This window comes from Maribacter sp. LLG6340-A2 (genome assembly GCF_045057105.1).
In the GTDB taxonomy this organism is placed as follows: Bacteria; Bacteroidota; Bacteroidia; order Flavobacteriales; family Flavobacteriaceae; genus Maribacter.
Genome location: NZ_CP159332.1, coordinates 1927958 through 1952632 on the forward strand (window position 1 = coordinate 1927958; position 24675 = coordinate 1952632).

Annotated in this window: 24 protein-coding genes; 10 read left to right on the forward strand and 14 right to left on the reverse strand. The window is 37.1% G+C overall.

The genetic code is table 11. From position 1 onward, the window contains the following. The first annotated feature begins 64 nt into the window (after window positions 1-64). On the forward strand, window positions 65-811 hold the full coding sequence (locus ABVM52_RS08190; RefSeq protein ID WP_405384928.1) for a lysophospholipid acyltransferase family protein: 747 nt from the start codon (window positions 65-67) through the stop codon (window positions 809-811). Here the strand turns inward: ABVM52_RS08190 and ABVM52_RS08195 are convergent. The 4 genes from ABVM52_RS08195 to recA form a co-directional block, all read right to left on the reverse strand. Further along, window positions 801-2333 (reverse strand): hypothetical protein, encoded by a 1533-nt coding sequence (locus tag ABVM52_RS08195; RefSeq protein ID WP_405384929.1) that lies wholly within the window; start codon window positions 2331-2333, stop codon window positions 801-803. The two genes, ABVM52_RS08190 and ABVM52_RS08195, sit on opposite strands and share 11 nt — an antisense overlap. A gap of 37 nt (window positions 2334-2370) precedes the next feature. Beyond that, window positions 2371-2937, reverse strand: a complete 567-nt coding sequence (locus ABVM52_RS08200; protein WP_405384930.1) for an RNA polymerase sigma factor — start codon at window positions 2935-2937, stop codon at window positions 2371-2373. A 15-nt stretch (window positions 2938-2952) separates the two neighbouring features. After that, complete coding sequence (locus ABVM52_RS08205; protein ID WP_405384931.1) at window positions 2953-3378, reverse strand: hypothetical protein; 426 nt, start codon at window positions 3376-3378, stop codon at window positions 2953-2955. Between the two features lie 78 nt (window positions 3379-3456). Further along, the gene (gene recA, locus ABVM52_RS08210; RefSeq protein WP_405384932.1) at window positions 3457-4464 is read right to left on the reverse strand and encodes a recombinase RecA; all 1008 of its coding nucleotides are present in this window, start codon (window positions 4462-4464) and stop codon (window positions 3457-3459) included. 356 nt (window positions 4465-4820) lie between these two features. Here recA and ABVM52_RS08215 point away from each other — a divergent pair, with 356 nt between their 5' ends. The 9 genes from ABVM52_RS08215 to ABVM52_RS08255 all read left to right on the forward strand — a co-directional run bounded on the left by ABVM52_RS08215 (window position 4821) and on the right by ABVM52_RS08255 (window position 14267). Continuing rightward, window positions 4821-5852, forward strand: a complete 1032-nt coding sequence (locus ABVM52_RS08215; protein WP_405384933.1) for a rhodanese-related sulfurtransferase — start codon at window positions 4821-4823, stop codon at window positions 5850-5852. 245 nt (window positions 5853-6097) lie between these two features. Next, window positions 6098-7285 carry a stage 0 sporulation family protein gene (locus ABVM52_RS08220; RefSeq protein ID WP_405384934.1) on the forward strand — a complete coding sequence of 396 codons (1188 nt, stop codon included), beginning with the start codon at window positions 6098-6100 and terminating at the stop codon, window positions 7283-7285. Continuing rightward, window positions 7278-7763, forward strand: coding sequence for a gliding motility lipoprotein GldH (locus tag ABVM52_RS08225; protein ID WP_405384935.1), 486 nt, complete (start codon window positions 7278-7280; stop codon window positions 7761-7763). The genes ABVM52_RS08220 and ABVM52_RS08225 overlap by 8 nt, the downstream gene beginning before the upstream one ends. Window positions 7764-7766: 3 nt before the next feature. Then, window positions 7767-10115, forward strand: coding sequence for a penicillin-binding protein 1A (locus ABVM52_RS08230; protein ID WP_405384936.1), 2349 nt, complete (start codon window positions 7767-7769; stop codon window positions 10113-10115). A gap of 107 nt (window positions 10116-10222) precedes the next feature. Beyond that, entirely contained in the window at window positions 10223-10921 is a 699-nt protein-coding gene (locus ABVM52_RS08235) for a CoA transferase subunit A (RefSeq protein ID WP_405384937.1), read from the forward strand. Window positions 10922-10925: 4 nt separating this feature from the next. Further along, the gene (locus tag ABVM52_RS08240; protein ID WP_405384938.1) at window positions 10926-11582 is read left to right on the forward strand and encodes a CoA transferase subunit B; all 657 of its coding nucleotides are present in this window, start codon (window positions 10926-10928) and stop codon (window positions 11580-11582) included. A gap of 513 nt (window positions 11583-12095) precedes the next feature. After that, the gene (locus ABVM52_RS08245) at window positions 12096-12464 is read left to right on the forward strand and encodes a hypothetical protein (RefSeq protein WP_405384939.1); all 369 of its coding nucleotides are present in this window, start codon (window positions 12096-12098) and stop codon (window positions 12462-12464) included. Window positions 12465-12578: 114 nt separating this feature from the next. After that, window positions 12579-13103 carry a GNAT family N-acetyltransferase gene (locus ABVM52_RS08250; RefSeq protein ID WP_405384940.1) on the forward strand — a complete coding sequence of 175 codons (525 nt, stop codon included), beginning with the start codon at window positions 12579-12581 and terminating at the stop codon, window positions 13101-13103. A 15-nt stretch (window positions 13104-13118) separates the two neighbouring features. Next, entirely contained in the window at window positions 13119-14267 is a 1149-nt protein-coding gene (locus ABVM52_RS08255) for a serine hydrolase domain-containing protein (RefSeq protein WP_405384941.1), read from the forward strand. A 9-nt stretch (window positions 14268-14276) separates the two neighbouring features. Here ABVM52_RS08255 and ABVM52_RS08260 read toward each other — a convergent pair whose 3' ends face one another. The 10 genes from ABVM52_RS08260 to ABVM52_RS08305 form a co-directional block, all read right to left on the reverse strand. Next, the gene (locus ABVM52_RS08260; RefSeq protein ID WP_405384942.1) at window positions 14277-15434 is read right to left on the reverse strand and encodes a methionine aminotransferase; all 1158 of its coding nucleotides are present in this window, start codon (window positions 15432-15434) and stop codon (window positions 14277-14279) included. Window positions 15435-15516: 82 nt separating this feature from the next. After that, complete coding sequence (locus ABVM52_RS08265; RefSeq protein WP_405384943.1) at window positions 15517-16062, reverse strand: type 1 glutamine amidotransferase domain-containing protein; 546 nt, start codon at window positions 16060-16062, stop codon at window positions 15517-15519. 130 nt (window positions 16063-16192) lie between these two features. Beyond that, on the reverse strand, window positions 16193-16675 hold the full coding sequence (locus tag ABVM52_RS08270) for a very short patch repair endonuclease (RefSeq protein ID WP_405384944.1): 483 nt from the start codon (window positions 16673-16675) through the stop codon (window positions 16193-16195). Between the two features lie 63 nt (window positions 16676-16738). After that, the gene (locus tag ABVM52_RS08275) at window positions 16739-17485 is read right to left on the reverse strand and encodes a succinate dehydrogenase/fumarate reductase iron-sulfur subunit (RefSeq protein WP_405384945.1); all 747 of its coding nucleotides are present in this window, start codon (window positions 17483-17485) and stop codon (window positions 16739-16741) included. A gap of 65 nt (window positions 17486-17550) precedes the next feature. Then, on the reverse strand, window positions 17551-19566 hold the full coding sequence (locus ABVM52_RS08280; protein ID WP_405384946.1) for a fumarate reductase/succinate dehydrogenase flavoprotein subunit: 2016 nt from the start codon (window positions 19564-19566) through the stop codon (window positions 17551-17553). Window positions 19567-19578: 12 nt separating this feature from the next. Next, window positions 19579-20256, reverse strand: a complete 678-nt coding sequence (locus ABVM52_RS08285; RefSeq protein ID WP_405384947.1) for a succinate dehydrogenase cytochrome b subunit — start codon at window positions 20254-20256, stop codon at window positions 19579-19581. Between the two features lie 163 nt (window positions 20257-20419). Next, window positions 20420-20854 carry a hypothetical protein gene (locus ABVM52_RS08290; RefSeq protein ID WP_405384948.1) on the reverse strand — a complete coding sequence of 145 codons (435 nt, stop codon included), beginning with the start codon at window positions 20852-20854 and terminating at the stop codon, window positions 20420-20422. Between the two features lie 95 nt (window positions 20855-20949). Then, on the reverse strand, window positions 20950-21342 hold the full coding sequence (locus ABVM52_RS08295; RefSeq protein WP_405384949.1) for a DUF2721 domain-containing protein: 393 nt from the start codon (window positions 21340-21342) through the stop codon (window positions 20950-20952). A gap of 12 nt (window positions 21343-21354) precedes the next feature. After that, window positions 21355-21693 (reverse strand): cupin domain-containing protein, encoded by a 339-nt coding sequence (locus tag ABVM52_RS08300; RefSeq protein WP_405384950.1) that lies wholly within the window; start codon window positions 21691-21693, stop codon window positions 21355-21357. Between the two features lie 4 nt (window positions 21694-21697). After that, window positions 21698-24544, reverse strand: a complete 2847-nt coding sequence (locus tag ABVM52_RS08305; RefSeq protein WP_405384951.1) for a WD40/YVTN/BNR-like repeat-containing protein — start codon at window positions 24542-24544, stop codon at window positions 21698-21700. Window positions 24545-24675: the final 131 nt, after the last annotated feature.

Genomic DNA, 24675 nt, shown 5'->3' on the forward strand with positions numbered 1-24675 from the left:
TTAATTGTATTAAGCAAAGGTAAAACAATACAAAAAAACTATCCTAAATAACTACTTTTGATTTATGCTTAAAGTCGTTAGACAAATTGGTCAGACCTTATACCGAATTTGGTTTTATATTCTAGTAGCCATACCCATCATTATATTTTTTCCTGTGTTAGTGATATTTGCCTCTAAAGAAACATGGTATCCCCAATTTTTTTGGCTGGCGAGAAACTTTTGGGCAAAACCTATACTGTACGGTATGTTTTGCTTTCCCAAAGTAAAATACGAACAACGTTTACTTAAAAAGAAGAGCTATATGCTAGTGGCCAACCATACAAGTATGTTAGATATAATGCTCATGTTGGTGGTAAGTAAAAATCCTTTTGTATTTGTTGGTAAAAAGGAATTGGTTAAAATACCACTGTTCGGTTTTTTCTACAAACGTGTGTGTATTATGGTAGACCGAGACAACACCCAAAGTAGGACAGGAGTGTACAGAAGGGCACAAAAAAGGTTACAACATGGGTTGAGTATTTGTATTTTTCCAGAAGGTGGAGTGCCAGAAGAGCACGTAGTTTTGGATAAGTTTAAAGATGGTGCCTTTAAAATGGCCATTGCCCATAAAATACCTGTGGTGCCAATGACGTTTTACGATAATAAAAAACGGTTTTCATTTACTTTTTTTAGTGGTGGGCCGGGAGCATGTAGGGCAAGGGTTCATAAATTTATATACACAAATAATCTACAACCGGCTGACACCGCGGATTTGAGAAACTCCGTTAGAGAGCTAATTTTAGAGGATTTGTTGTCTACTGTTAAAACTTAAAGTTAACTCCGCTATAGACCCCAATTGAATAGGGTCTAAAAGTGCCGTTAATTTCAGAAAACGTGTTTAATTGGTATTTAAAGATGGGTTCAATGTTAAACCTGAACTTTGGTGAGAACCTATAATTAAGACCAAATCCCATATTGGCGCTAAAATTTACATTGTTTATATTGTTGGCTTTTCCAATTTCTGTCGTCAATTCACCTGAGGTCAAGGAAACGGCATTATCAATTAAAAACAAAGAACTAACACCTCCAATAAGATTAATGCCAAATTTTTTGTCCAAAAGGGCATAGTTCATTTCTAACGGTAATTCTAAATAGCCTAATTGTTGGGACATAAAGCCTTCTCTAGCGGCCGTTTTGGCACTCACGTCAAAAGAATTATTGGCAATACTATATTTTTCTGAAGTTACTTTCTTACTGGAAATAGTCAAGGAACCGGAAGTTTCTGCATAATCTATTGTAGAAAGTTGTCCATTGGATGATAAGGAGTTTTGGGACGAAGAAAATGCTACATCTTCCGTATTATATCCATAATCTACTTTGTTTATCCCAGAACGTATGGTTAATTTTTTAGAAACGGCATATGCTACGGATACCCCATAACTTAAGTTAATATTACCGGATTTTGAATTGGGGACAAAAATGGAATTAACGGGAGAGCCTTTACCAAGGGCATTAAAATACACAGGGGCAATACTTGGGCCTGCAGACCACTTACCACTGCTGGTTACTGCTATATCGTTAGTTTCCTGTTCTTTGATTTCCTCGAAAATAGATTTCTTTTCCCCATTGCTTGCTATGCCTTTGTCATTGGAATCTTTAACTTCTTTTCCGTTTACCGCCGGTTTATTGTGGTTTGCAATTGCTTTTTGAGCACTATTTGCCAAACGTGTATTTTGAGATGGTTTTTGCTTGTTAGTTGGATGTTCTTTTTTATCCACATCTTCTTTAGTTTTTGTAAAAGCATATTCTGCCGTCTCCTTTGCTTGCTTACCAAACAATTTAGAATCTGAAGTGTTTTTGTCTGTAGTACGTTTTGTGTTTGGATCGCGCTCTGCTAGTTTAGAATTTTCACTTAAACCACTAACTTTATTGATAGGGTAGGTGTTTTTCTTAACTACCGCCGCTTTCTTGCTAGTTGAACCATCATTACTAGGGTTGTCATCAACGGGTGGTAGTTTAACATCTGTATTTTCTTGAACTATACTTGTTTCTTCAACAGTAGTAGTGTTCTGTTTGCTATCTAAAATTTTTAAAGAATCTTCTTCCTGAACAGTTTTATTGGTATCTACAATGATTTCCTGTACATTTTCTTTTTCAGTAAACGGATTGAATAGGAACAATCCTAATGCTACCGCTGCTGCTATACCTCCAATTTGCCACCATAGGGGTATGGCCCTTTTTTTCCTTCGTTTGTCAAGTGACGCTTCAATGGAACGCCATACCTTACTATCAGGGGCCTCCTTGAAGTCCAAGAATCTTTCTTGGAATAGTTCGTCTAGTTTCTTTTTTTTCATCTTTCAATTAAGATTTCAGTCCATCAATCAATTTTGATTACCATACTTGAGTTGTAATTAACATCAATATGCCTATAATTGATTGAGCGTCTGCTGCTTCTATTTTTTCTTTTAATAATGCGCGAGCCCTTGCAAGATTGGATTTACTTGTTCCTATTGATGTTCCAAGTAGCTCGCTAATTTCTTTGTGGGTATAACCATCCAATACATATAAATTGAACGTAGTTCTATACTTATTAGGTAATTCTTGAATATATCTTAACAATGTTTGAAGAGAAATATCACTATACGCATTATCTATGGTCACCTCTTCCTCTACATTTTCGGTAACAACTTTTAAATATTCCTCTTTTCTGTATTTCTGTAGTACGGTATTTATGGTAATTCTTTTTATCCACCCTTCAAAAGACCCTTTTCCTTTATACTGGCCAATTTTTTCATAAATGGTCATAAAACTATCATGAAGACTGTCTTCCGCTTCTGTCTTTGAATTGGAGTATTTTAGGCAAATACCATATAACGGCATGGCATAGGCCCTATATAAAAGTTCCTGCGCTTTACGATCGTTTTTTTTACAATTTTGAATGAGTTCTTCTAGACTCACAAAAGGATTATTAAATTAGGGTTCGTTTACCGGTACTACTACTTCAAAATATTCCGCTTCGCCTTCGCTGTTGTCTCCTGTATAAAATTTGAATTTATAGGGTTCGTTATAAATCACCTTAAAATTAAATGATGCGGTTTGCTCTATAGCTTCTTGGGTGCAGTCGTCTACATCCAATCTCACTGAACCTATGGCTACAACACTCCTAACGGTCAAAGAGTCTTTGACCACATCAAAACCTTCATAGTTTGTGCAGCCATCTGGCTTTACATAATCTACTTTGATTTCATAGGTTCTATTGAAATCAAAAGATTCCGGTAATTCTGCATCAACAATCTGTAATGCGGTAAAATGAAAGTTTGGCGCATCGTCATCTAATGAACAACCATTGCTTACTAAAGCAAACAAGGCTGCCAATAGTATAAATTTTGTTCTCATCATATAAATGTTTTTTCATAAGATGAAAATTGCTGGCAATGGTTGCGTAGATGCTATTATGATTTTAAAATAAGCGTGTTTTTATGCGTTCAGCGCTTTTATTGCTTCCCTAATTTTACCGTCAAGTTCTTCAAATAGCTCTGGATTGTCAAGCAAAATTCCTTTTACCGCATCACGCCCTTGACCAAGTTTGGTGTCGCCATAACTAAACCATGAACCGCTCTTTTTAACAATTTCATATTCTACCCCAAGGTCTATTACTTCACCAACCTTTGATATTCCTTCGCCATACATAATATCAAATTCTGTGGTACGGAAAGGCGGTGCTACCTTGTTTTTAACAACTTTGACCCTGGTCTTGTTTCCTTGAACGTTGCCATCTGTATCTTTTATTTGCGTAGATCTTCTAATGTCTAAACGAACAGAGGCGTAAAATTTAAGAGCGTTACCACCCGTTGTTGTTTCTGGATTACCGAACATAACACCAATTTTTTCACGTAATTGGTTAATGAATATTACGGTACAGTTTGTTTTGCTTATAGATCCAGTAAGTTTTCTTAATGCTTGTGACATTAAACGTGCATGAAGCCCCATTTTAGAGTCTCCCATTTCACCTTCGATCTCACTTTTTGGAGTCAATGCGGCAACGGAATCCACAACTACGATATCAATAGCTCCGGAACGAATTAAATTGTCCGCAATTTCTAATGCTTGCTCGCCATTATCTGGTTGAGAAATTATTAAGTTATCTATATCTACACCAAGTTTTTGAGCATAGAAACGGTCAAAAGCGTGTTCAGCGTCAATAAATGCCGCAATACCGCCATTTTTTTGAGCTTCAGCAATGGCGTGTAGAGTTAATGTTGTCTTACCAGATGATTCCGGTCCATAAATTTCAATTACACGACCTCTGGGATAACCGCCAACACCTAAGGCAATATCCAATCCTAATGAGCCGGAAGGTATTACTTCCACGTCTGCAACAACACTATCGCCCATTTTCATTACAGCGCCCTTGCCATAGGTCTTATCCATTTTGTCAAGGGTCAACTTTAACGCTTTTAATTTTGCTTCTTTTTCCGAACTCATTTTTTATTTTTTTAGGAAGGCTAATTTACCATTTCTTTTTTGAATTGTATAATTATAAACCTGATTACGCAACCATTTTAATCTTTGGACATCTTATTAAAAATTGAACCTAGTTCAATAAAATATTATCCGTTGTTTTAGTGTCAGCGGACTATTGGTGGCTATTTCCTTTTTTTATGTTCTGAAAGAATGCTATGAAGAAGAAGGAAAAATGGAATAGTCAAAAAGAGCCTAGATGCACCTAGGCTCTTTTTTTATTGTCTGGTTACTAATTGGTTTGCGGGTACAGAGATTTCTTAAGAATGCTTACTTTTGCATCTTACTCTATTTTACTAACTTAAAACTATTGGTATAGCATGCAACTGTACAATACATTAAGTGCAAAAGAAAGAGCCGCTTTAATTAAAGAAGCAGGTAAGGAACGCCTAACCATTTCTTTCTATACCTATGCACATATTGGCAATCCGGAATTATTTAGAAATCACTTATTCATTCATTGGAACGAGTTAGAAGTTCTTGGTAGAATATATGTGGCTCATGAAGGTATTAATGCACAACTGTCCGTACCGGCAGAGAATTTTGAAAAATTCAAACAACATTTAGATAGTATTTCCTTTTTGGAAAACGTACGTCTTAATATTGCCATTGAACAGGACAATCTTTCTTTCCTAAAATTAAAGGTCAAAGTGCGCCATAAAATTGTGGCCGATGGGTTAAATGACCAGACTTTTGACGTTACCAATAAAGGAATTCATGTAGATGCGGAGAAGTTCAACGAACTTATTGAAGATCCGGATACGGTTCTAGTTGATATGCGCAATCATTATGAAAGTGAAATAGGCCATTTTAAAAACGCCATAACGCCAGATGTAGATACGTTTAGGGACTCATTGGACATTATTGAGCGAGATTTGGCGGACCATAAAAAAGATAAAAAATTGGTCATGTACTGTACGGGCGGTATTCGTTGTGAAAAAGCAAGTGCATACTACAAGCATAAAGGTTTTGAGCAGGTCTATCAATTAGAGGGTGGCATCATTGAATATACGAGGCAGGTTGAAAAAAAGAAATTGGAAAATAAATTCAAGGGCAAAAATTTTGTGTTCGACCATAGAAGGGGTGAGCGCATAAGTGATGACATTATTGCCAATTGCCATCAATGTGGTGCGCCATGTGATGACCATGTAAATTGTGCCAATGAAGCTTGCCATTTACTGTTCATACAATGTAAAAGTTGCGCAGAAAAGATGAATAATTGCTGTTCAGATGCCTGTAAGGAAATTCATGAATTACCTTATGAAGAACAAAAAGCCCTTAGAAAAGGAAAGGTAGTCAGTAATAAAATTTTTAAAAAAGGCCGCTCAGAAGTACTGAAGTTTAAAAAATAAATTTTTGTAAACGTAGTAAATCGCAGTAGTTGGGCAGATATTCTATTGTAATGACCGTTTGTTCTTGAACACTTAAATTGTTTTGGAGCCTTTTGTTATGGGGGTATGTACAGAAACCAATAATAGCGGTTAGCATGAACTTAGCTTTTATTTCACATTAAAAAAACTGTATCTTTACCTATAAGTTTTTTATGAACCTTTTTTGGTGGATTTGAAAAAATTCGGCCAAGTCAATATATATAAATATGGGTTGTAGTAGTTGTTCTACCGGTAAGGATGGACAACCAAAGGGATGCAAGAATAACGGTACTTGCGGTACAGATGGTTGCAATAAACTGACAGTTTTTGACTGGCTTTCAAATATGTCGCTCCCCAATGGGGAACGACCATTCGATTTTGTTGAGGTAAGATTTAAGAATAGTAGGAAGGAATTTTTCAGAAATACAGAAAATCTAACCTTATCTATAGGCGATATTGTCGCTACACAGGCTCAATCTGGACATGATATTGGTATGGTTACCTTAACAGGAGAACTGGTAAGGGTGCAGATGAAAAGAAAAAAAGCAACTATGGATGAGGCCAGTTCCTCTAAAATATATCGTAAAGCCACACAAAAGGATATAGATATTTGGCAGAAATGTCGAAACAGGGAAGAGGAAATTAAGAAAAGAGCTCGTGAAATAGCCATTATCCTTAAATTACAAATGAAAATTTCCGATGTGGAATTTCAGGGAGACGGCTCTAAAGCTACCTTTTATTATACTGCAGATGAACGGGTAGATTTTCGGCAGCTTATTAAAGATATGGCCAAAGCGTTCGGTATTCGTATAGAAATGCGCCAAATAGGATACCGTCAGGAAGCACAGCGCCTTGGCGGTATTGGGTCTTGTGGACGGGAACTGTGCTGTTCTACCTGGCTTACGGATTTTAGATCGGTCAGTACTTCAGCAGCGCGGTATCAACAATTATCCTTAAATCCTCAAAAGCTTGCTGGGCAGTGCGGTAAATTAAAATGTTGCCTTAATTATGAGTTGGATGTGTATTTGGATGCCTTAAAGGATTTTCCTTCACAAGACACCAAGTTGTTTACTGAAAAGGGATTGGCTTTTTGTCAGAAAACAGATATTTTCAAAGAAATGCTATGGTTTTCCTATAAAGAGGATCCTGGTAATTGGCATGTGCTTTCCAAAGACCAAGTGAATACTATTTTGGAAAAGAATAAAAAGAAAGAAAAGGTTGCCAGTCTAGAAATGTATGCAATTGATGTCAACCTAGAAGAAAAGGTAGTTTTTGAAAATGTCGTTGGTCAAGATAGTATAACGCGTTTTGACAAGCCTAAAGGAAAAAACAACCGAAATAAGAGCAAAAACAGAAATCGGAACAAAAATAAAAACAGAAACAGAAATCGTAAAAGAAATCAAAAGAATGCGTAATCTATCTTTTTGTATTTTGGCGGTAATGTTTATTTCCTCCTGTAACCATAATATTGTCACGTCAGAATATCAATCTTTAAAAAATGGTATTTGGAACAAGGACAACGTTCTTGATTTCTCTGTTGAAGTTACAGATACGGTACAACCGCACCAGGTATACATCAACGTTCGTAACGATGATAAATATCCCTACAGCAACCTTTTTATAATTGCGGCAATGACAACGCCCCAAGGACAGGTTACACAAGATACTTTAGAATATAATATGGCTTTACCAGACGGAACATGGTTAGGTAAAGGAAGGGGCAGCATCAAGGAAAATAAATTATGGTATAAGGAGGACATCGTTTTTGGATCTTCTGGCGTATATACTATAGAGGTTTCCCATGCCATGCGTAAAAATGGCAGTGTTAATGGTATTATAGGCCTTGAAGGAATAACAGACGTAGGAATAGAAGTAACAAAAAGCAATCCGTAAATTATGGCAAAAGCGGTAAAAAAGAAAGAAAACAACAATAGTTTTACCAAATTCATTCTTTGGTTTTGGATTTTATTTATTTCGGGTTTTGCCTTGGTGGCCCTAATATTTCTTTCTGCCTCATGGGGGTTGTTCGGTGAGCTGCCACCCTATGAATATTTAGAAAACCCGCAGACAAATTTGGCATCGCAGATTATTTCTTCTGATGGTAAATTATTGGGAAAATTTTATTTGGACGATAACCGTACAGATGTAAAATTTGAGGACTTGCCCGATAATTTGGTCAACGCACTTATTGCAACGGAAGATGCCCGTTTTAGAGATCACTCTGGAATAGACGCAAGGGGTACGGTCAGGGCTTTTGCCTATTTAGGTCGTAAAGGTGGCGCAAGTACCATTTCACAGCAATTGGCAAGACAACTTTTTGTAGGTGTCCGCTCCAGAAGTAAGTTCGATGCCATTAAACAAAAGATTAAGGAATGGGTATTGGCGATCAGACTGGAACGTAGTTATACCAAGGAAGAAATCATAAGTATGTATTTTAATATTTATGATTTTGGTAATAATGCAGATGGTATTAGGTCCGCTGCCCGTATCTATTTTGGTAAGGAACCCAAAGATTTGAAAATTGAGGAATCGGCCATGCTGGTGGGGATGTTTAAAAATTCATCGCTTTTTAACCCTATGCGTAGGGAAGAAATGGTAAAAACCAGAAGAGATGTGGTACTTGCCCAAATGGCAAAATATGATTACATCACCCAAGCAGAGAAAGATTCTTTACAGTCCTTGAAAATGGATATTAATTTTAATCCTGAAAACCATAGGGAAGGTTTGGCCACTTACTTTAGAATGTACCTTCAGCGTTTCATGAAAGGATGGATAGATAAGAATCCAAAGCCAACCATTGACGGTGGCCGAGATCGTTATAACCTGTATTTGGACGGACTTAAGATCTATACGACCATAGATTCTAAAATGCAGGCCAATGCAGAAGAAGCGGTAGAGGAGCATATGACGAAACTGCAAGCGGAGTTTTTTCATCAAAATACACCAGATAGAAATAAGACCACACCTTTTTCCGATATAACCCCAGAGGAAACGACCATGATAATGGAACGTGCCATGAGAACATCTGAAAGGTGGCGTATAATGAAAGAAGCAGGGAAATCTGAAAAGGAAATCCGCGAGTCTTTCAACAAGAAAACCGAAATGACGGTTTTTGATTGGAATAGTGAAACAAAGGAAAAGGATACCATTCTTACACCTATGGATTCTATTCGGTATTATAAAACATTTTTAAGAACGGCCATGATGTCCATGGAACCTCAGACAGGGCATGTTAAAGCTTGGGTAGGTGGTATTAATTACAAGCATTTTCAATATGATAACGTTATTCAAGGTGCTAGGCAGGCAGGTTCTACTTTTAAACCTTTTGTATATGCCGCAGCTATAGATCAATTAAGATTATCTCCTTGCGAAACAAGACCAGATACACAGTATTGTATAGAAGCGGGTAAACATGGTAATGTGGAGCCTTGGTGTCCTAGAAATGCAGATTTGAAATATTCTGGTAAAAGTTATACTCTAAAAGCGGCCTTGGCAAATTCCGTTAATACCGTTACGGCACAATTGATTGATGAAGTAGGGCCAAAATCTGTGGTAAGTATGGTCCGCAACCTAGGACTTACAGGCGATATTTTAGAAGTACCGGCTATTGCATTGGGAACTTTAGACGCTAATGTGTATGAAATGGTAGGTGCATATGGGGCTTTTGCCAATCAAGGCGTTTATGTAAAACCGGTAATGGTTACCCGTATAGAAAATAAGGACGGTACCGTTCTATATGAGTATGTACCAGAAACCAAGGATGTATTGAGCAAAGATGTGTCTTATGCTATTTTGGATTTAATGAAAGGGGTAACCCAAGGTGGGTCAGGTACTCGTTTAAGAACAACGGGGGTAAATAAGTGGAGAGGGGAGTATGATGAAATCATTACGGGCTATCCTTATAAATTAACCAATCCTATTGCAGGAAAAACAGGAACTACACAAAATAATAGTGATGGTTGGTTTATGGGCATGGTTCCTAACTTGGTAACAGGCGTTTGGGTCGGTGGTGAGGAAAGATCGGTACATTTCAAAAGTATAACCTATGGACAGGGAGCTGCCATGGCATTACCCATTTGGGGGTTATATATGACCAAGAACTATGCAGACGAGGAATTGGGGATTTCAAAGGAAGATTTTGAGAAGCCTGAAAATATGTCCATTGAGATTGATTGCGAAAAGTTCTCTACCGCCAACAAAGAAGAAGATGATATTGAAGATGATCTAGAAGATTTAGATTTTTAAGAATAGTACTATATGTAATTTAAAAAGGTCTTAGCATGCGCTAAGACCTTTTTTTATTTTATCCCATTTATATTCGGTATTTTAGTAACTAGTTAATTAATGACAAAATGATACGTAAAACTGTAAAAAATGTAAGCGATGCGCTGGCTGGTGTTAAAGATGGAATGACCTTTATGCTTGGCGGATTTGGTCTTTGTGGAATACCCGAAAATGCAATTGCTGAGTTGGTACGACTGGGCGTAAAGGATATTACCTGTATTTCTAATAATGCGGGAGTGGACGATTTTGGTTTGGGATTATTGTTGCATCAACATCAAATTAAAAAGATGATTTCTTCTTATGTTGGGGAAAATGACGAATTTGAACGACAAATGCTTAGCGGAGAGTTAGAAGTTGAGCTAACGCCACAAGGTACCCTAGCAGAGAAATGTAGGGCCGCTCAAGCCGGTATTCCTGCTTTTTTTACACCTGCGGGTTTTGGAACAGAGGTCGCGGAAGGAAAAGAGGTAAGAGAATTTGATGGTAAAATGTATATTCTTGAAAAAGCATTCCAAGCAGATTTTGCTTTTATAAAAGCGTGGAAGGGAGATGTTGCCGGAAATCTAATTTTCAAGGGTACGGCTAGGAATTTTAATCCATGCATGTGTGGTGCAGCAAAAATTACCGTAGTGGAGGTAGAAGAACTGGTTCCTGAAGGAGAATTGGATCCAAACCAAATACATATTCCCGGAATTTTTGTGCAGCGCATTTTCCAAGGAACTAATTATGAAAAAAGAATAGAACAAAGAACAGTACGTCAAAAATAAAACCATGTTAGATAAAAACGGAATTGCAAAAAGAATTGCACAAGAAGTGGAAGATGGGTACTACGTAAACCTTGGTATTGGTATTCCTACCCTAGTGGCAAATTATGTACGTGATGATATAAGTGTGGAATTTCAAAGCGAAAACGGAATTTTGGGTATGGGACCTTTTCCTGTTGAAGGAGAGGAAGATGCCGATTTAATAAACGCCGGCAAGCAAACTATTACGGCATTGCCCGGAGCTTCTTTTTTTGATTCTGCCACCAGTTTTGGTATGATTAGGGGCAAGCATGTAGATTTAACCATTTTAGGGGCCATGGAGGTAGCTCAGAATGGAGATATTGCCAATTGGAAGATTCCCGGAAAAATGGTGAAAGGTATGGGGGGTGCTATGGATTTAGTGGCATCTGCGGAAAATATCATTGTGGCTATGATGCACACCAATAGGGCGGGAGCTTCAAAGTTACTGGAACAATGCACATTACCTTTGACCGGTGTTGGATGTGTTAAGAAAATAGTGACTAATCTTGCAGTGTTAGAAGTTACTAAAGAAGGGTTTTTATTATTGGAACGTGCTCCTGGAGTTAGTGTAGAAGAAATTAAGTCAGCTACGGCAGGTACCCTTATTGTAAATGGAGATGTACCGGAAATGAACATTGCATAGCACAGTATTTTTATCGATGAAATTTGTATTTCATTTTTTTTACCACAATTGAAATGGTCTACACAACAATATTTTTTATTTTACAGGAGTTATATCGTATATTTAAATGGTAAAATAACCTGATAACCTTTTAATACCTAAAACCACATGAACTCCCAAATTAACCACATTGCATCAGAGGGAAAAGTACAAGTTTATCGTAACGATTTTATCAGCGGTTTCTTGAGACTTACCAAAAAGTTATTTATGATATAAATTACTTTGAACGAAACGTAAAGAGCGACTTATATAAGTCGCTCTTTTTTTTGCCTTTTTTTGAGCTTTTAAGTGTAATAAGAATGGCCACTCTTTTTATTCGTTGTGAGGTGAAATTGAGTTGGCAAACTAAATCCTAAGATTTCACAACAAGTTTTTAGCAATTGACCACATAAATTAAATTGTAAGAAAAAGACTACATATATTTGAAGTGTAATTTAGAGTGTATCCCAAATCGCCCTGTAAACTTAACCTTATATGAAGTCTTTATTAAATTGCTTGGTTCTATTGCTATTACTTACTTCTTGTTCCAAAATAGAAGAGAACAATGACCCCATAATTGGTATTTGGAAACATACGGTTAAAACAGCTACCAACACCAATAAAATGGTGATAGATAATGAAGAATACATTTTTAATGATGTCTACTTAGGTAGGTTTCATGGCTATAAAGATGGCCAAATAGTTTTTCTGACTGATTTTAGATGGACTTATGAAAATGGCCATTATACGGTTAGCTATCCTGGAACTGATTTCCCAAATGATATTTTGGAAATGAAGGAGACACCAGACGGTATTATGCTTATACGGTCTCAGGGCAGTATTTTCGCCGTTAAAACCAATTAAAAATATCATATAACTGTAGAATAGATCTTATCTGTTCAATGCCCATCTAAACTATAGTTTATATTTCCCCCGATTAGGAGCAAAGTAATTTGCTCCTTTTTTTATTTTAGTGGTATGGAACTCACATATACCAAATGTTCTCTTGACGATGTAGAACAATTAAGATTGATTTCTGAGCAGACCTTTGTCAATGCTTTTGAAAAAGATAACGACCCAACCGATTTTAAAGATTATATAGAAAAAGCTTTTGCCCTCAAAAAAATCAAGTCAGAACTCTTAAACCCTTATAGTGATTTCTACTTTGTATATAGAAATGATGAATTGGTGGGCTATTTTAAGCTCAACGTGCTTTCGGCGCAATCAGACGTAAAACGAGATGATAGCATAGAGTTGGAACGCATCTATGTTTTAAAGGAATATCAAAATTTAGGTCTAGGCGAACAATTTTTAAATCACATCAAAAAAATAGCTAAAGAAAAAAACAAGAAAATGCTTTGGTTAGGGGTGTGGGAAGAAAATAAACGCGCAATTCAATTTTATCGACGCCATGGATTTCAAAAATTTGATACTCATCCATATTTCATTGGTACTGATGAGCAGACCGATTGGTTAATGCGGTTTGATTTAAGTACCTTGTAACTACAAACTAACTATATGAAATTACACTTTCTCGCTATCATTGCGCTTATCGCTTTTACTGATTTAGATGCACAGGAATATTATTTTCCAGAATTAAACGCCAATTGGGAACAACGCACTCCAAAATCCTTTAAAATAAACGATGCTTCATTACAGGAAGCAATAGCCTTTGCCGAGGCAAATGAATATTCCGGGTCTAGAGATTTACGAATTGCAATTCTAAAGGGTTTTGAAAAAGAACCGTTTCATAAGATTCTTGGACCAACCAAAAAGCGTGGTGGTCCGGCAGGTATGATCCTTAAAAACGGATATATAGTTGCACAGTGGGGCGATACCAAAAGAGTGGATATGACCTTTAGTGTTACAAAAAGTTTCTTAAGCACAATGGCTGGTCTTGCAGAAGATGAAGGTTTAATTACCGACACCAAAGATGTAGTAGGAGATTATATCTGGGATGGTACTTTTGACGGTGCCCATAATGCTAAAATTACTTGGGAACATTTATTACAACAAAACTCCGCCTGGTCTGGAGAATTATGGGGTGGAAAAGATTGGGCGGACAGACCGCCTAGCAAAGGTGGTATTGACGATTGGAAGTTAGCAACACCTAAAGAACCGGGTACCGTTATGGAATATAATGATGTTCGTGTAAATGTTTTGGCATATTCGTTAACCCATGTATGGCGTAAACCCATGCCTTTGGTCTTGAAAGAAAAGATTATGGACAAGATCGGCGCTTCTTCTACATGGCGTTGGTTTGGTTACGATGATGCTTGGACAGTAATTGACGGACTAAAAATGAAATCTGTAACGGGCGGTGGGCATTCCGGTGCTGGAATATTTATTAGTGCTGAAGATATGGCTCGTTTTGGTCTTTTGTTCCTGAATAATGGATCATGGAAAAATGAACGTTTGATTTCTGAGGCATGGATAAAAAAGGCTACCACACCATCAAAACCAAATGTGAACTATGGTTATATGTGGTGGTTGAATAAAAAGGGCGACAGACATTGGGAAGGTCTTTCTGAAAACATTTACTATGCTGCAGGTTTTGGCGGTAATTTTATAGTCGTTGATAAAGAAAATGATGTCGTAGTAGTTACCCGATGGTTAGAACCCAATAAAATTGGTGAGTTTATGGCCAAGGTGAATGCTGCTTTGTAGAAATAGCTTTTAAAGTTGACACAATATTTCCACAGCTTGGGCTAAAGTTTCTTGTTTTTTGGCGAAGCAGAAACGAAGCATATGGTCATTTCTATGGTCAACATTTAACGATGAAATAGGGATTGATGCTATCTTATTTTCTATGATTAAACGTTTACTAATTACTTCATCTACTTCCTTAGTTAGGTTGGTATAATCCAATAATTGAAAATAGGTGCCTTGGGAAGGTTTACACTTAAATTTGGATGATGTTATCCCATCTAGAAAGAAATCACGTTTTTGCTGGTAAAAATCATTCAATTCTAAATAGTGTGATGGAGTTTTCAGATATTTAGCCAAAGCACGTTGTACAGGATGGTCTACGCAAAACACATTGAATTGATGCACCTTTCTAAATTCTGACATCAGTTCAGCTGGGGCTACACAGTATCCTACTTTCCAACCGGTAACATGAAATGTTTTTCCAAAGGATGCGCACACAATACTTCTATTTACCAAATCTGAAAAGCGGGATGCACTTTCATGTTCTTGTCCATCAAAAATAATATGTTCATAAACCTCATCACTTAATAGAATGATGTTGGTAGGTTTTAAAATAGCTTCTAACTGTTCCATATCCCATTTACTGAGAATGGTTCCACTGGGGTTATGCGGTGTGTTGATAATTACCATTTTGGTTTTGTCGGTTAGCTTCTTTTTAAAAGTGGTCCAGTCAATTTTGTAATCAGGAGCGTCTAGTTGAATATAAACCGGAACACCACCATTTAAGATAATAGCGGGCTCATAACAATCGTACGCTGGCTTTATAACAATTACTTCGTCACCTTTGCCTACAAAGGCTGTAATGGCGGTAAAAATAGCTTCAGTGGCACCTACGGTAACGGTTACTTCGTTTTCTGGATGATAGGTATGTTGATGTAACGATGTTATTTTGTGTGAAATGATTTCCCTTAAACCATAATAGCCTTGCATAGGTGCGTATTGGTTATGTCCGTTATTTAACGCTTGGCTTACCAACGAGGTTAATTTTTGATCGGCTTCAAAATTAGGAAAGCCTTGGGATAGGTCTATAGCATTGTTTTTTCTTGCTAGATTACCAATGGTGGTGAATATGGTAGTTTTTACATCTGGCAGTTTAGATGCATCTATAAGTGATTTATAATCCATACTAGTAAATGTATGCATTTTACAGAAAGACATAAAAAAAGCCCAACCATTTGGTTGGGCTTCTCAATTCCACTAAAATGAATTATGCATGTTGCATTTCATGTTTGCCTTCTTTTATTTCTTCAATTAATTTAGAATTAAAAGCAGGTAAATCATCCGGATTTCTACTTGTCACAAATCCTTCGTCAACAACAACTTCTTGGTCTACCCAATCAGCTCCTGCATTGATTACATCATCTTTAATGGAATGAAATGATGTCATCTTTCTTCCTTTTACCACACCTGCACTAATCAGCGTCCAAGGTGCATGGCAAATTGCCGCTACCGGCTTTTTCAATTTAAAAAAGTCGCGTACAAAATCTAATGCCTTTTCCTCTCTTCTCAGTAAATCTGGATTAATTACACCACCTGGTAATACCAAAGCATTATAATCTTCAGCTCTTACCTCATTCAAGGTTTTATCTACAGTATAACTGCTAGACCAATTACCATCTGCCCAAGCTTTTATTTCATCTTTTTCCAAACTTACGATGTCAACGTTAAAGCCTTCTTTCTCCATCGCTTCTTTTGGAGATTTTAATTCACTTTCCTCAAATCCATTAGTAGCTAATATTGCTATCCTTTTCATAATATATAGTTTTTACGATTAATAATTTCTTTGATACTAAGTTACACACCAAAGAAGTCAATGTCCGTTAAAGCCTTATTAATAAAGGGATTTCAAGGGTTAAACATTTATTAAATGATCTTTATAAAATTTATTTTGTGCTTTTTTCAAGGGTATTTAAATGGCTAATTGTTTGTAATAGGCAATCATCCAAATTTTTTTTCACTTCGGTTTCCCAAAATCTAAAAACGGTATAACCTAAACGTTTAAGTTCCTGGTTAACTTCCTCATCACGTTGCATGTTTCGTTCTATTTTAGCTATCCAGAATTCTCGGTTGGTCTTTATCTTGGGTTTTCTTTCTTCCCAATTTTTACCGTGCCAATATTCACCATCAATAAATATTACAGTTTTATATTTGGGTAGGGCAATGTCTGGTTTACCTATTAATTTTTTATAATCAATACGATACCTATAGCCAGCTGCATAGAGGGCTTTTCTAAAGGCTAGTTCCGGCTTGGTGTTTTTGCCACGAATTTTACTCATGATCTTAGAGCGCTGTGGAGTAGTGTAAAAACCTGATTTTTCGTTAAATCTTGGAACTTTGATTCGCTCTTGTTTGTAGTCTTTTGACATAACCTAAAATTAAAAAATCCCGAACCAAACAGGCCGGGATTTATAAAACTTTATGATTAGGAACTAATCCTTTACGTTTGCCATTAAGTATTCACGGTTCATCCTAGCAATGTTCTCCAAAGAAATTCCTTTAGGACATTCTACTTCGCATGCACCGGTATTGGTACAGTTACCAAAACCTTCCAAATCCATTTGTGCTACCATGTTTTTAACGCGGTCTACAGCTTCAACACGACCTTGCGGTAGCAATGCATATTGAGATACTTTTGCACCAACAAATAACATGGCAGAGGCATTTTTACAACTTGCCACACAAGCGCCACAACCAATACAAGTAGCAGCATCCATTGCTTCATCTGCTGCGTGCTTGGAAATAGGAATGGCATTTGCATCTTGCGTATTACCAGAGGTGTTTACGGAAATATATCCACCTGCATGTTGAATACGGTCAAAAGAACTTCTGTCTACAACTAAATCCTTTATCACAGGAAATGCTTTTGCTCTAAACGGTTCAATAGTAATGGTATCGCCATCTTTGAACATACGCATGTGTAATTGACATGTAGTTACACCGCGGTCAGGTCCATGGGCCTCACCATTGATGTACATGGAGCACATACCGCAAATACCTTCGCGACAATCATGGTCAAAGGCAACTGGCTCTTCTCCTTGGTTGATCAATTGCTCGTTCAGCACATCCATCATTTCCAAAAAGGACATATGCTCAGAAATATCCGTTACTTTATAGTCGACCATAGAACCTTTATCTTTTGGTCCTTTTTGTCTCCAGATTTTTAATGTAAGATTCATAATATTTCGTTTTTGGTTGTTCGTTGTTCGTTGTTGGTACATTACCAGCAACTAGCAACCATCAACTACTTATAACTTCTTTGTTTTAATTCAATTTCGTTGAACTCTAATTGCTCTTTATGTAAAACAGCATCACCAGGTTCACCTATATATTCCCAAGCGGAAACAAATGCGAATTCTTCATCGTTACGCTTTGCTTCACCAGCTTGTTCACCGCCAATTTCAACAGATTCTTCCCTAAAGTGACCACCACAAGATTCTTCCCTAACCAAGGCGTCTTTGGCAAATAGTTCACCTAACTCCAAGAAATCTGCTACACGACCGGCTTTTTCCAATTCAGGGTTCATTTCGTTTGCTGAACCAGGTACGTTAACTTCTTTCCAGAAACTTTCTCTTAATTCCTTAATTTCCTTGGCCGCTTCTCTTAAGCCTTCTGCATTACGGGACATACCACATTTTTCCCACATAATTTTACCTAAACGTTTGTGGTAATAGTCTACGGAATGTTTCCCTTTATTGTTAACGAAGAAATCAATTCTGTCTTTAACGGACTTTTCGGCTTCATCAAACTCAGGAGAATCGGTAGGGATTTTACCGGTTCTAATTTCATGCGATAAATAATCACCTATAGTATATGGTAATACAAAATAACCATCTGCCAATCCTTGCATTAACGCAGAGGCTCCAAGTCTGTTTGCACCATGATCACTAAAGTTTGCTTCACCTATACAGTAAAGTCCTTCAACAGTTGTCATTAAATTGTAATCTACCCAAACACCACCCATAGTATAGTGTACCGCTGGGTAAATCATCATTGGTGTTTTGTATGGATCTTGATCAACGATTTTCTCATACATCTGAAATAAGTTACCGTATTTCGCTTTTACGATAGCAGCACCTAATTCATATGTTTTATCGGCAGAAGGATTGTTTATACCGTGAATTTTTGCCTGTTCTATTCCGTATCTCTGTATTGCGGTTGCAAAATCCAAATAAACCGCTTCTCCTGTTGCGTTGACACCGTAACCGGCATCACAACGTTCTTTAGCAGCTCTAGAGGCAACATCACGTGGTACCAGGTTACCAAATGCAGGATATCTTCTCTCTAAGTAATAATCCCTTTCGTCTTCAGACAAATCCGTAGGTTTCTTTTTACCCTCACGAATGGCTTTTACATCTTCTAAGTTCTTTGGCACCCAAATACGCCCATCATTACGTAAAGACTCGGACATCAATGTCAGTTTTGACTGATAATCTCCTGAACGTGGTATACATGTTGGGTGAATCTGTGTGTAACAAGGGTTAGCAAAGAATGCCCCCTTTTTATGTATTTTCCAAGCAGCGGTTGCATTAGATCCCATTGCGTTGGTAGATAGAAAATACACATTACCATAACCACCAGATGCTATAACTACAGCATGTGCAGAATGGCGCTCAATTTCACCGGTAACCAGGTTACGGGCAATAATACCACGGGCTTTACCGTCTACTTTCACCACATCTAACATTTCATGACGGTTGAACGGGGTAATTTTACCACGGGCAATTTGTCTGTTCATTGCAGAATAGGCACCTAATAATAATTGTTGCCCTGTTTGTCCTTTGGCATAAAAGGTTCTGGAAACCAATACACCACCAAAAGAACGGTTATCTAAAAGACCACCATAATCACGTGCAAAAGGAACTCCTTGTGCAACACACTGGTCAATAATATTTGCAGAAACTTCAGCTAATCTATATACGTTTGCTTCTCTGGAACGGTAATCCCCACCTTTTACGGTATCATAAAACAAGCGGTACGTAGAATCACCATCACCTTGGTAATTTTTTGCTGCGTTAATACCACCTTGTGCAGCAATAGAGTGTGCTCTTCTTGGAGAATCTTGGTAGCAAAATGTTTTTACATTATAACCTAGTTCTGCTAAAGTTGCAGAAGCAGAACCACCTGCTAATCCTGTACCAACTACAATAACATCAATATTACGTTTGTTGGCAGGGTTGACCAAATTAATCTTGTTCTTATAATCGGTCCACTTCGTTTTCAACGGACCTTTAGGTACTTTTGAGTCTAATACAGACATAAGTAATAGGTATTAATGATTAAAATGATGAAAAAGTGCAATGAATATAAATCCTAATGGAAGTACTATAGCGTAAGCTTTTCCAAACAATTGTAGTTTTTCTTTTCTCATACTGGTAACACCCGCAGATTGAAAAGCGGAACTAAAACCGTGCATAAGGTGTAACGATAAGAATATGAAGGCAATTACATAAGCGCCAACACGTAAGGGACTTTCAAATTTATGTACAAGTTCCTCATAATAGCGAAAGCCTTCACCATTGCCCAATAATCCAGACATATCGCCTTGAATGTATTTAGTATTGATTTCCGGAATCCAAAAATCAATAAAGTGAAGCACCAAAAATGCCAAGATGCACAATCCGCTATAGATCATATTACGGCTCATCCAAGATGAATTGGCGGCACCATTGTTTTTTGCATAACTTTTTACCCTTGCGCTTCTGTTCCTAGCTTCTAAAATGAAACCCATCACAAAGTGATAAATTACACCAAAGATCAAGACAGGTTGCAATACATATTGTACGGCCCAAAAGGTCCCCATAAAATGTGAAGCCTCATTAAAGGCATCTGGACTGAAAACCGATAAAATATTGATTGCAAAATGCTGAAGTAAAAAAATCATTAAAAAGAAAGCAGAAAGTGCCATTGCGTACTTTCTACCAATCGAAGATTTAAAAAATCTGCCCATTAGTTGTTAATTTTATATGCGAATTTACATCACAAGCAAGTTATTAACAAGTTTTCAAAGGGTTTAGTATATCTATTTAGATTGATTTTAAAATCAATTTTATCGATGTTTAAGATTTGACCGTTTTTAGTCTCGCGCAAACGCAATTTGTTGAACAAAAATGTTAGCGTTCATCTGTCCACAACGCTTGCTCTGAAATTTTTTTTGCCCAATCAACGGCGTTGTTCAAGTCCGAGAAACTTTTTATTCTTTTTGGAAAGATTATCTTTTTTAGGATTAGGCTAAGCATATGACATTTTAAAGGACCTACGGCAGCGATATGTTGCATATCAAAACGGTTCTTGTAGAACTTAAACCAGTCTAAAGGAGCTACATAATATCTATTGATCCTATTGGCAATATAAATTAAAGGAATGTCATCATTGTAGATTTCTTGTGCAGCATTGACTGCTTTTTTGGCATTGTCCCATTTAAAAAGAACCCCTTCATGCATTTCAGATATTACGATACCTCCGTTAAAGAAATAGAAAACCCCAAAATCAAACTCCCTTATTTCCCTAATATACTCAAATATGTTATGCTCTTTTACCCGCTTCATTTGTGGAATTAAATAAAGGGATAAATATATTGATTATATATACAAATCAGCCTTAAAATAAATGGAACAAATTTACACTGTTTGGCAACTTATTTTTATTGTTGTTCCATATCCTTTAGCTGAATTTCAAGTGCTTTTGTCGATAGCTGAACCTCGATCAATGATAAGACCAAAGACACCATTAAGGCAAACAAGCTAATGCCAAATATCAAATTGGCCCAAAATGAAAGTGCTACATAAATTAAGGTCATCGTAATTACGGCCAATAAAAAACTGAAGATCGCCGTGGCCTGCATATTCTTGATTATGGTAAGTCGCTTACGTAATTTTTGCACTTGTAGGCCAATAGATTCAGAGGAGGTTTCTTGATATTTTTGATGTAATTGTCTAATTAATGCGGCAATAGCCAAATACCTGGCATTATACGCCAGCATGGTTAATGAAATAGCTGGAAAAAGTAAAGCGGGTATACCTAAGGTCAGTTCCATAATTCTTAAAGCTTAGTCTGTAGCAATGCCAAAATAGGTCCAAGTGACATCATTGTTAAACGGGTTGTGTTGGCCATGTAGTTCTCCAGGGGCTATGGTAATGCATTTTCCTGGTCCTACCTCATAATCTTTTCCTGAAATAGTAAACACCGCTTTACCGGTCTGTATATGAAAAACTTCGTACATGGTATCATGTTTATGAAGCTCTACTTTTTGACCAGGCTTAAACACTGCGGTACCGTACATCATTAGTTGAGGAATTTCACCACGAGCGATCAATGTCCTTTTCTTTATTTCAGGATTATGACTTACGCCTAAATCTGGCAGTTCGTTCAAGTCGGTTATTTTCATTTTGTTATTCTATATCAAAAGCTACCTTTTCAACAGTACCATTTCCTTTAATCTCAACAGTATATGTTCCTTTAGGTAGATAGGTACTGCCATTATCGGCTTGCTTTAAATCGGTCTTGTGCTTTTTAAGGTAATTAATCTTCCCTATTTTAGAAAAAGCTACATCATATGATAAGATGTTTAGACCTTTATTGGCAATGATTTCAGTTTCACTTACCACAATATCATCAGATGAAATAATTTTGGCTTGGTATACATCATCACTGTCAGAATAAAAAGTGATGTCCAAACCAGGTGTTCTTGGTTTTGACCATGAACTCCATGAATTGCCCCATCGTGAGGAATGCTTTATGTTTTCTAAGGCGTATACATGTAAATCTTTATTCAGGACATCATCGGTCAGTTTTTGAAGCGCAGAAATATCAGCTTTGTATAGACTTCTACCATGCGTACCAACAATGAGGTCCTTGGCGTCTTTTTGTATTACCAAATCATGAACGGCTACATAGGGCATCCCATTTTGAAAAGATTGCCAAGTAGCTCCTCTATCCAATGTTACATATAATCCATTATCCGTACCAACGAATAAGAGGTTTTCGTTTTCGGGGTCTTCGGTAATTACATTGACAGCGGAGGTAGGTATGTTATTGGAAATGCTTTTCCAAGTTGTTCCTTTATCCTCACTTACATATACATACGGTGTAAAATCATCTGAACGGTAACCGTTCAATGTGGCATACACTCTGTTTTTATTGTGTTGTGAAGCGATAACCCTACTTACCCATAAATTTTGGGGCAGATTTTTTGATAATTCTACCCAATTGCCGCCACCGTTATCCGTTCGTTGAATTAAACCATCATCGCTACCGGTATACATCAATCCGAATTTAAACGGGGATTCAGAAATAGTGGTAAGTGTACCGTACGCTACATTACCGGACTTACCGCCTTGGGTTAAATCGCCAGAAATAGTTTCCCAAGTATCTCCTTTATTTAAGGAGCGATGCAGTTTGTTGCTTCCCATGTAAAGTATGTCTTGATTATGGGGAGAAAGCAGAATAGGGCTTTGCCAATTAAAACGATAAGGAGCTTCGCCTAACTCATGTTTTGGCTGAATATACTTTCGTTTATCCTTTTCTAAATCTATTCTAAAATAATTTCCAAATTGATAACCGGTATAAACAATGTTGGCATTGCGGTTATCAATTTCTACCTGCATACCATCGCCACCTAAAATAGATTTCCAAGGGTATTGACCTGTTTGGTGCCACTCGCTATTTTCTTCGGCATTATGAGGTCCCATCCATACTCCGTTATCCTGTAATCCGCCATAAACTTTATATGGTTTTTCATTATCTACGGCAATGGCATAGAATTGACCAACAGTGGGCGAGTTGTTCTTGAACCAATTTTTACCATCATCATAACTGGTATTGACACCACCGTCGTTTCCATTGATAAGATGACCTGGTAATTTAGGGTTGATCCATAACGCATGGTGGTCTGCATGTACATTATCCCCATTAATAGAGGTGTAGGTTTTACCACCATCTTTAGAAGCAATTATAGGTACACCTGCCAAATAAATGGCGTCAACATTATTTGGGTCTACATTAATTTGCGCAAAATAATATCCGTAGCTATAGAAAAGGTCATCTATATACTCTTCATTTTGCTTTGTCCAACTTTTTCCGCCATCATTACTACGGTAGACCTCTGCACCAATAACGGGCGTGTCAAATAGCATGCTGTTGGCGTCCTCTAAATACAAGGCTAGATCTGTAGGTTGTACTACATTGCTACGTACCATTTGTTTTACATTGGCAGCTCTATATTTTTCATGAAAATTATTGGTCTTTAAAAACTCGTTCAGGTCTTTATCGTTCAAGTCTAAAAACTGTTCTTTAGAGAGTGATTTAAAGTCATCTTTTGTTAAGCCCGATGGTTTATCTTTCTTTTCTTTGGATTTCTCTCGTCTATATTGGTTGTCATGAACGGCATATAGCGTATTATCGTCAAAAACGGCTAAACCAATTCTACCTACTCCGTCTCCCGTAGGAAAACCACTGGTTGGAGTGGAGATTTTTGTCCAGGTTGTACCCGCATCGGTACTTTTGTAAATGCCAGAACCTTCACCATTACCGCTAAAATTCCAAGCCTTTCTATCTTTTTGCCAAGCAGCTGCATATTGAATGTCAAAATTATTTGGAGAAACGGCAACGTCTATAATACCAGTATTTTCATCAATGTATAAAGTGTTTTTCCATGTTTTACCACCGTCTGTAGTTTTGTAAATACCACGTTCTTTATTTGTAGAATATAAATGACCCGTTACGCCAACCGTTACTTCGTTTGCATTATCCGGATTTACGATAATACGCCCAATATGGTGGGAGTCTGGCAAGCCCATATGCTGCCATGTTTTTCCTTTATCCGTAGATTTTAATATGCCTATACCGGCATAAGAAGAACGGGATGAGTTATTTTCTCCGGTACCCACCCAAATAGTACCGCTTTGCCAATGTACGGCAATATCACCTAGGTTTTGGGTTTGAGTTTCATCCATTACGGGAGTAAAAGAATTACCGTTATTATTGGTATACCATAAACCACCGGAAGCATATGCCACATAATATTCTGTTGGGTTATCTTCATTGACCGCTAAATCAACTACACGACCACTCATTACGGACGGACCAATATTCTTTAATGGAATGTTTTTTACCAAAGAATTGGCATCCATTGCTTTTTTCGCTTTTAACGATGCATCAATTTGTTGTGATGAGGTAGGCTGTATTTGTGCCGATGCTATTGAAATACTGGCAAGTAATAGAAGAAAGTAATGTTTCATTTAGATAGGTTATTTGTATAGTGAAAGTTAATAATAAGTTTAACCGAGTACAAATAATCATAATATGACTTCAGTATTACGTCACTAAGCTAGTTTTTAAGCGAAAAATTTGTAATAAATTATTTATATCA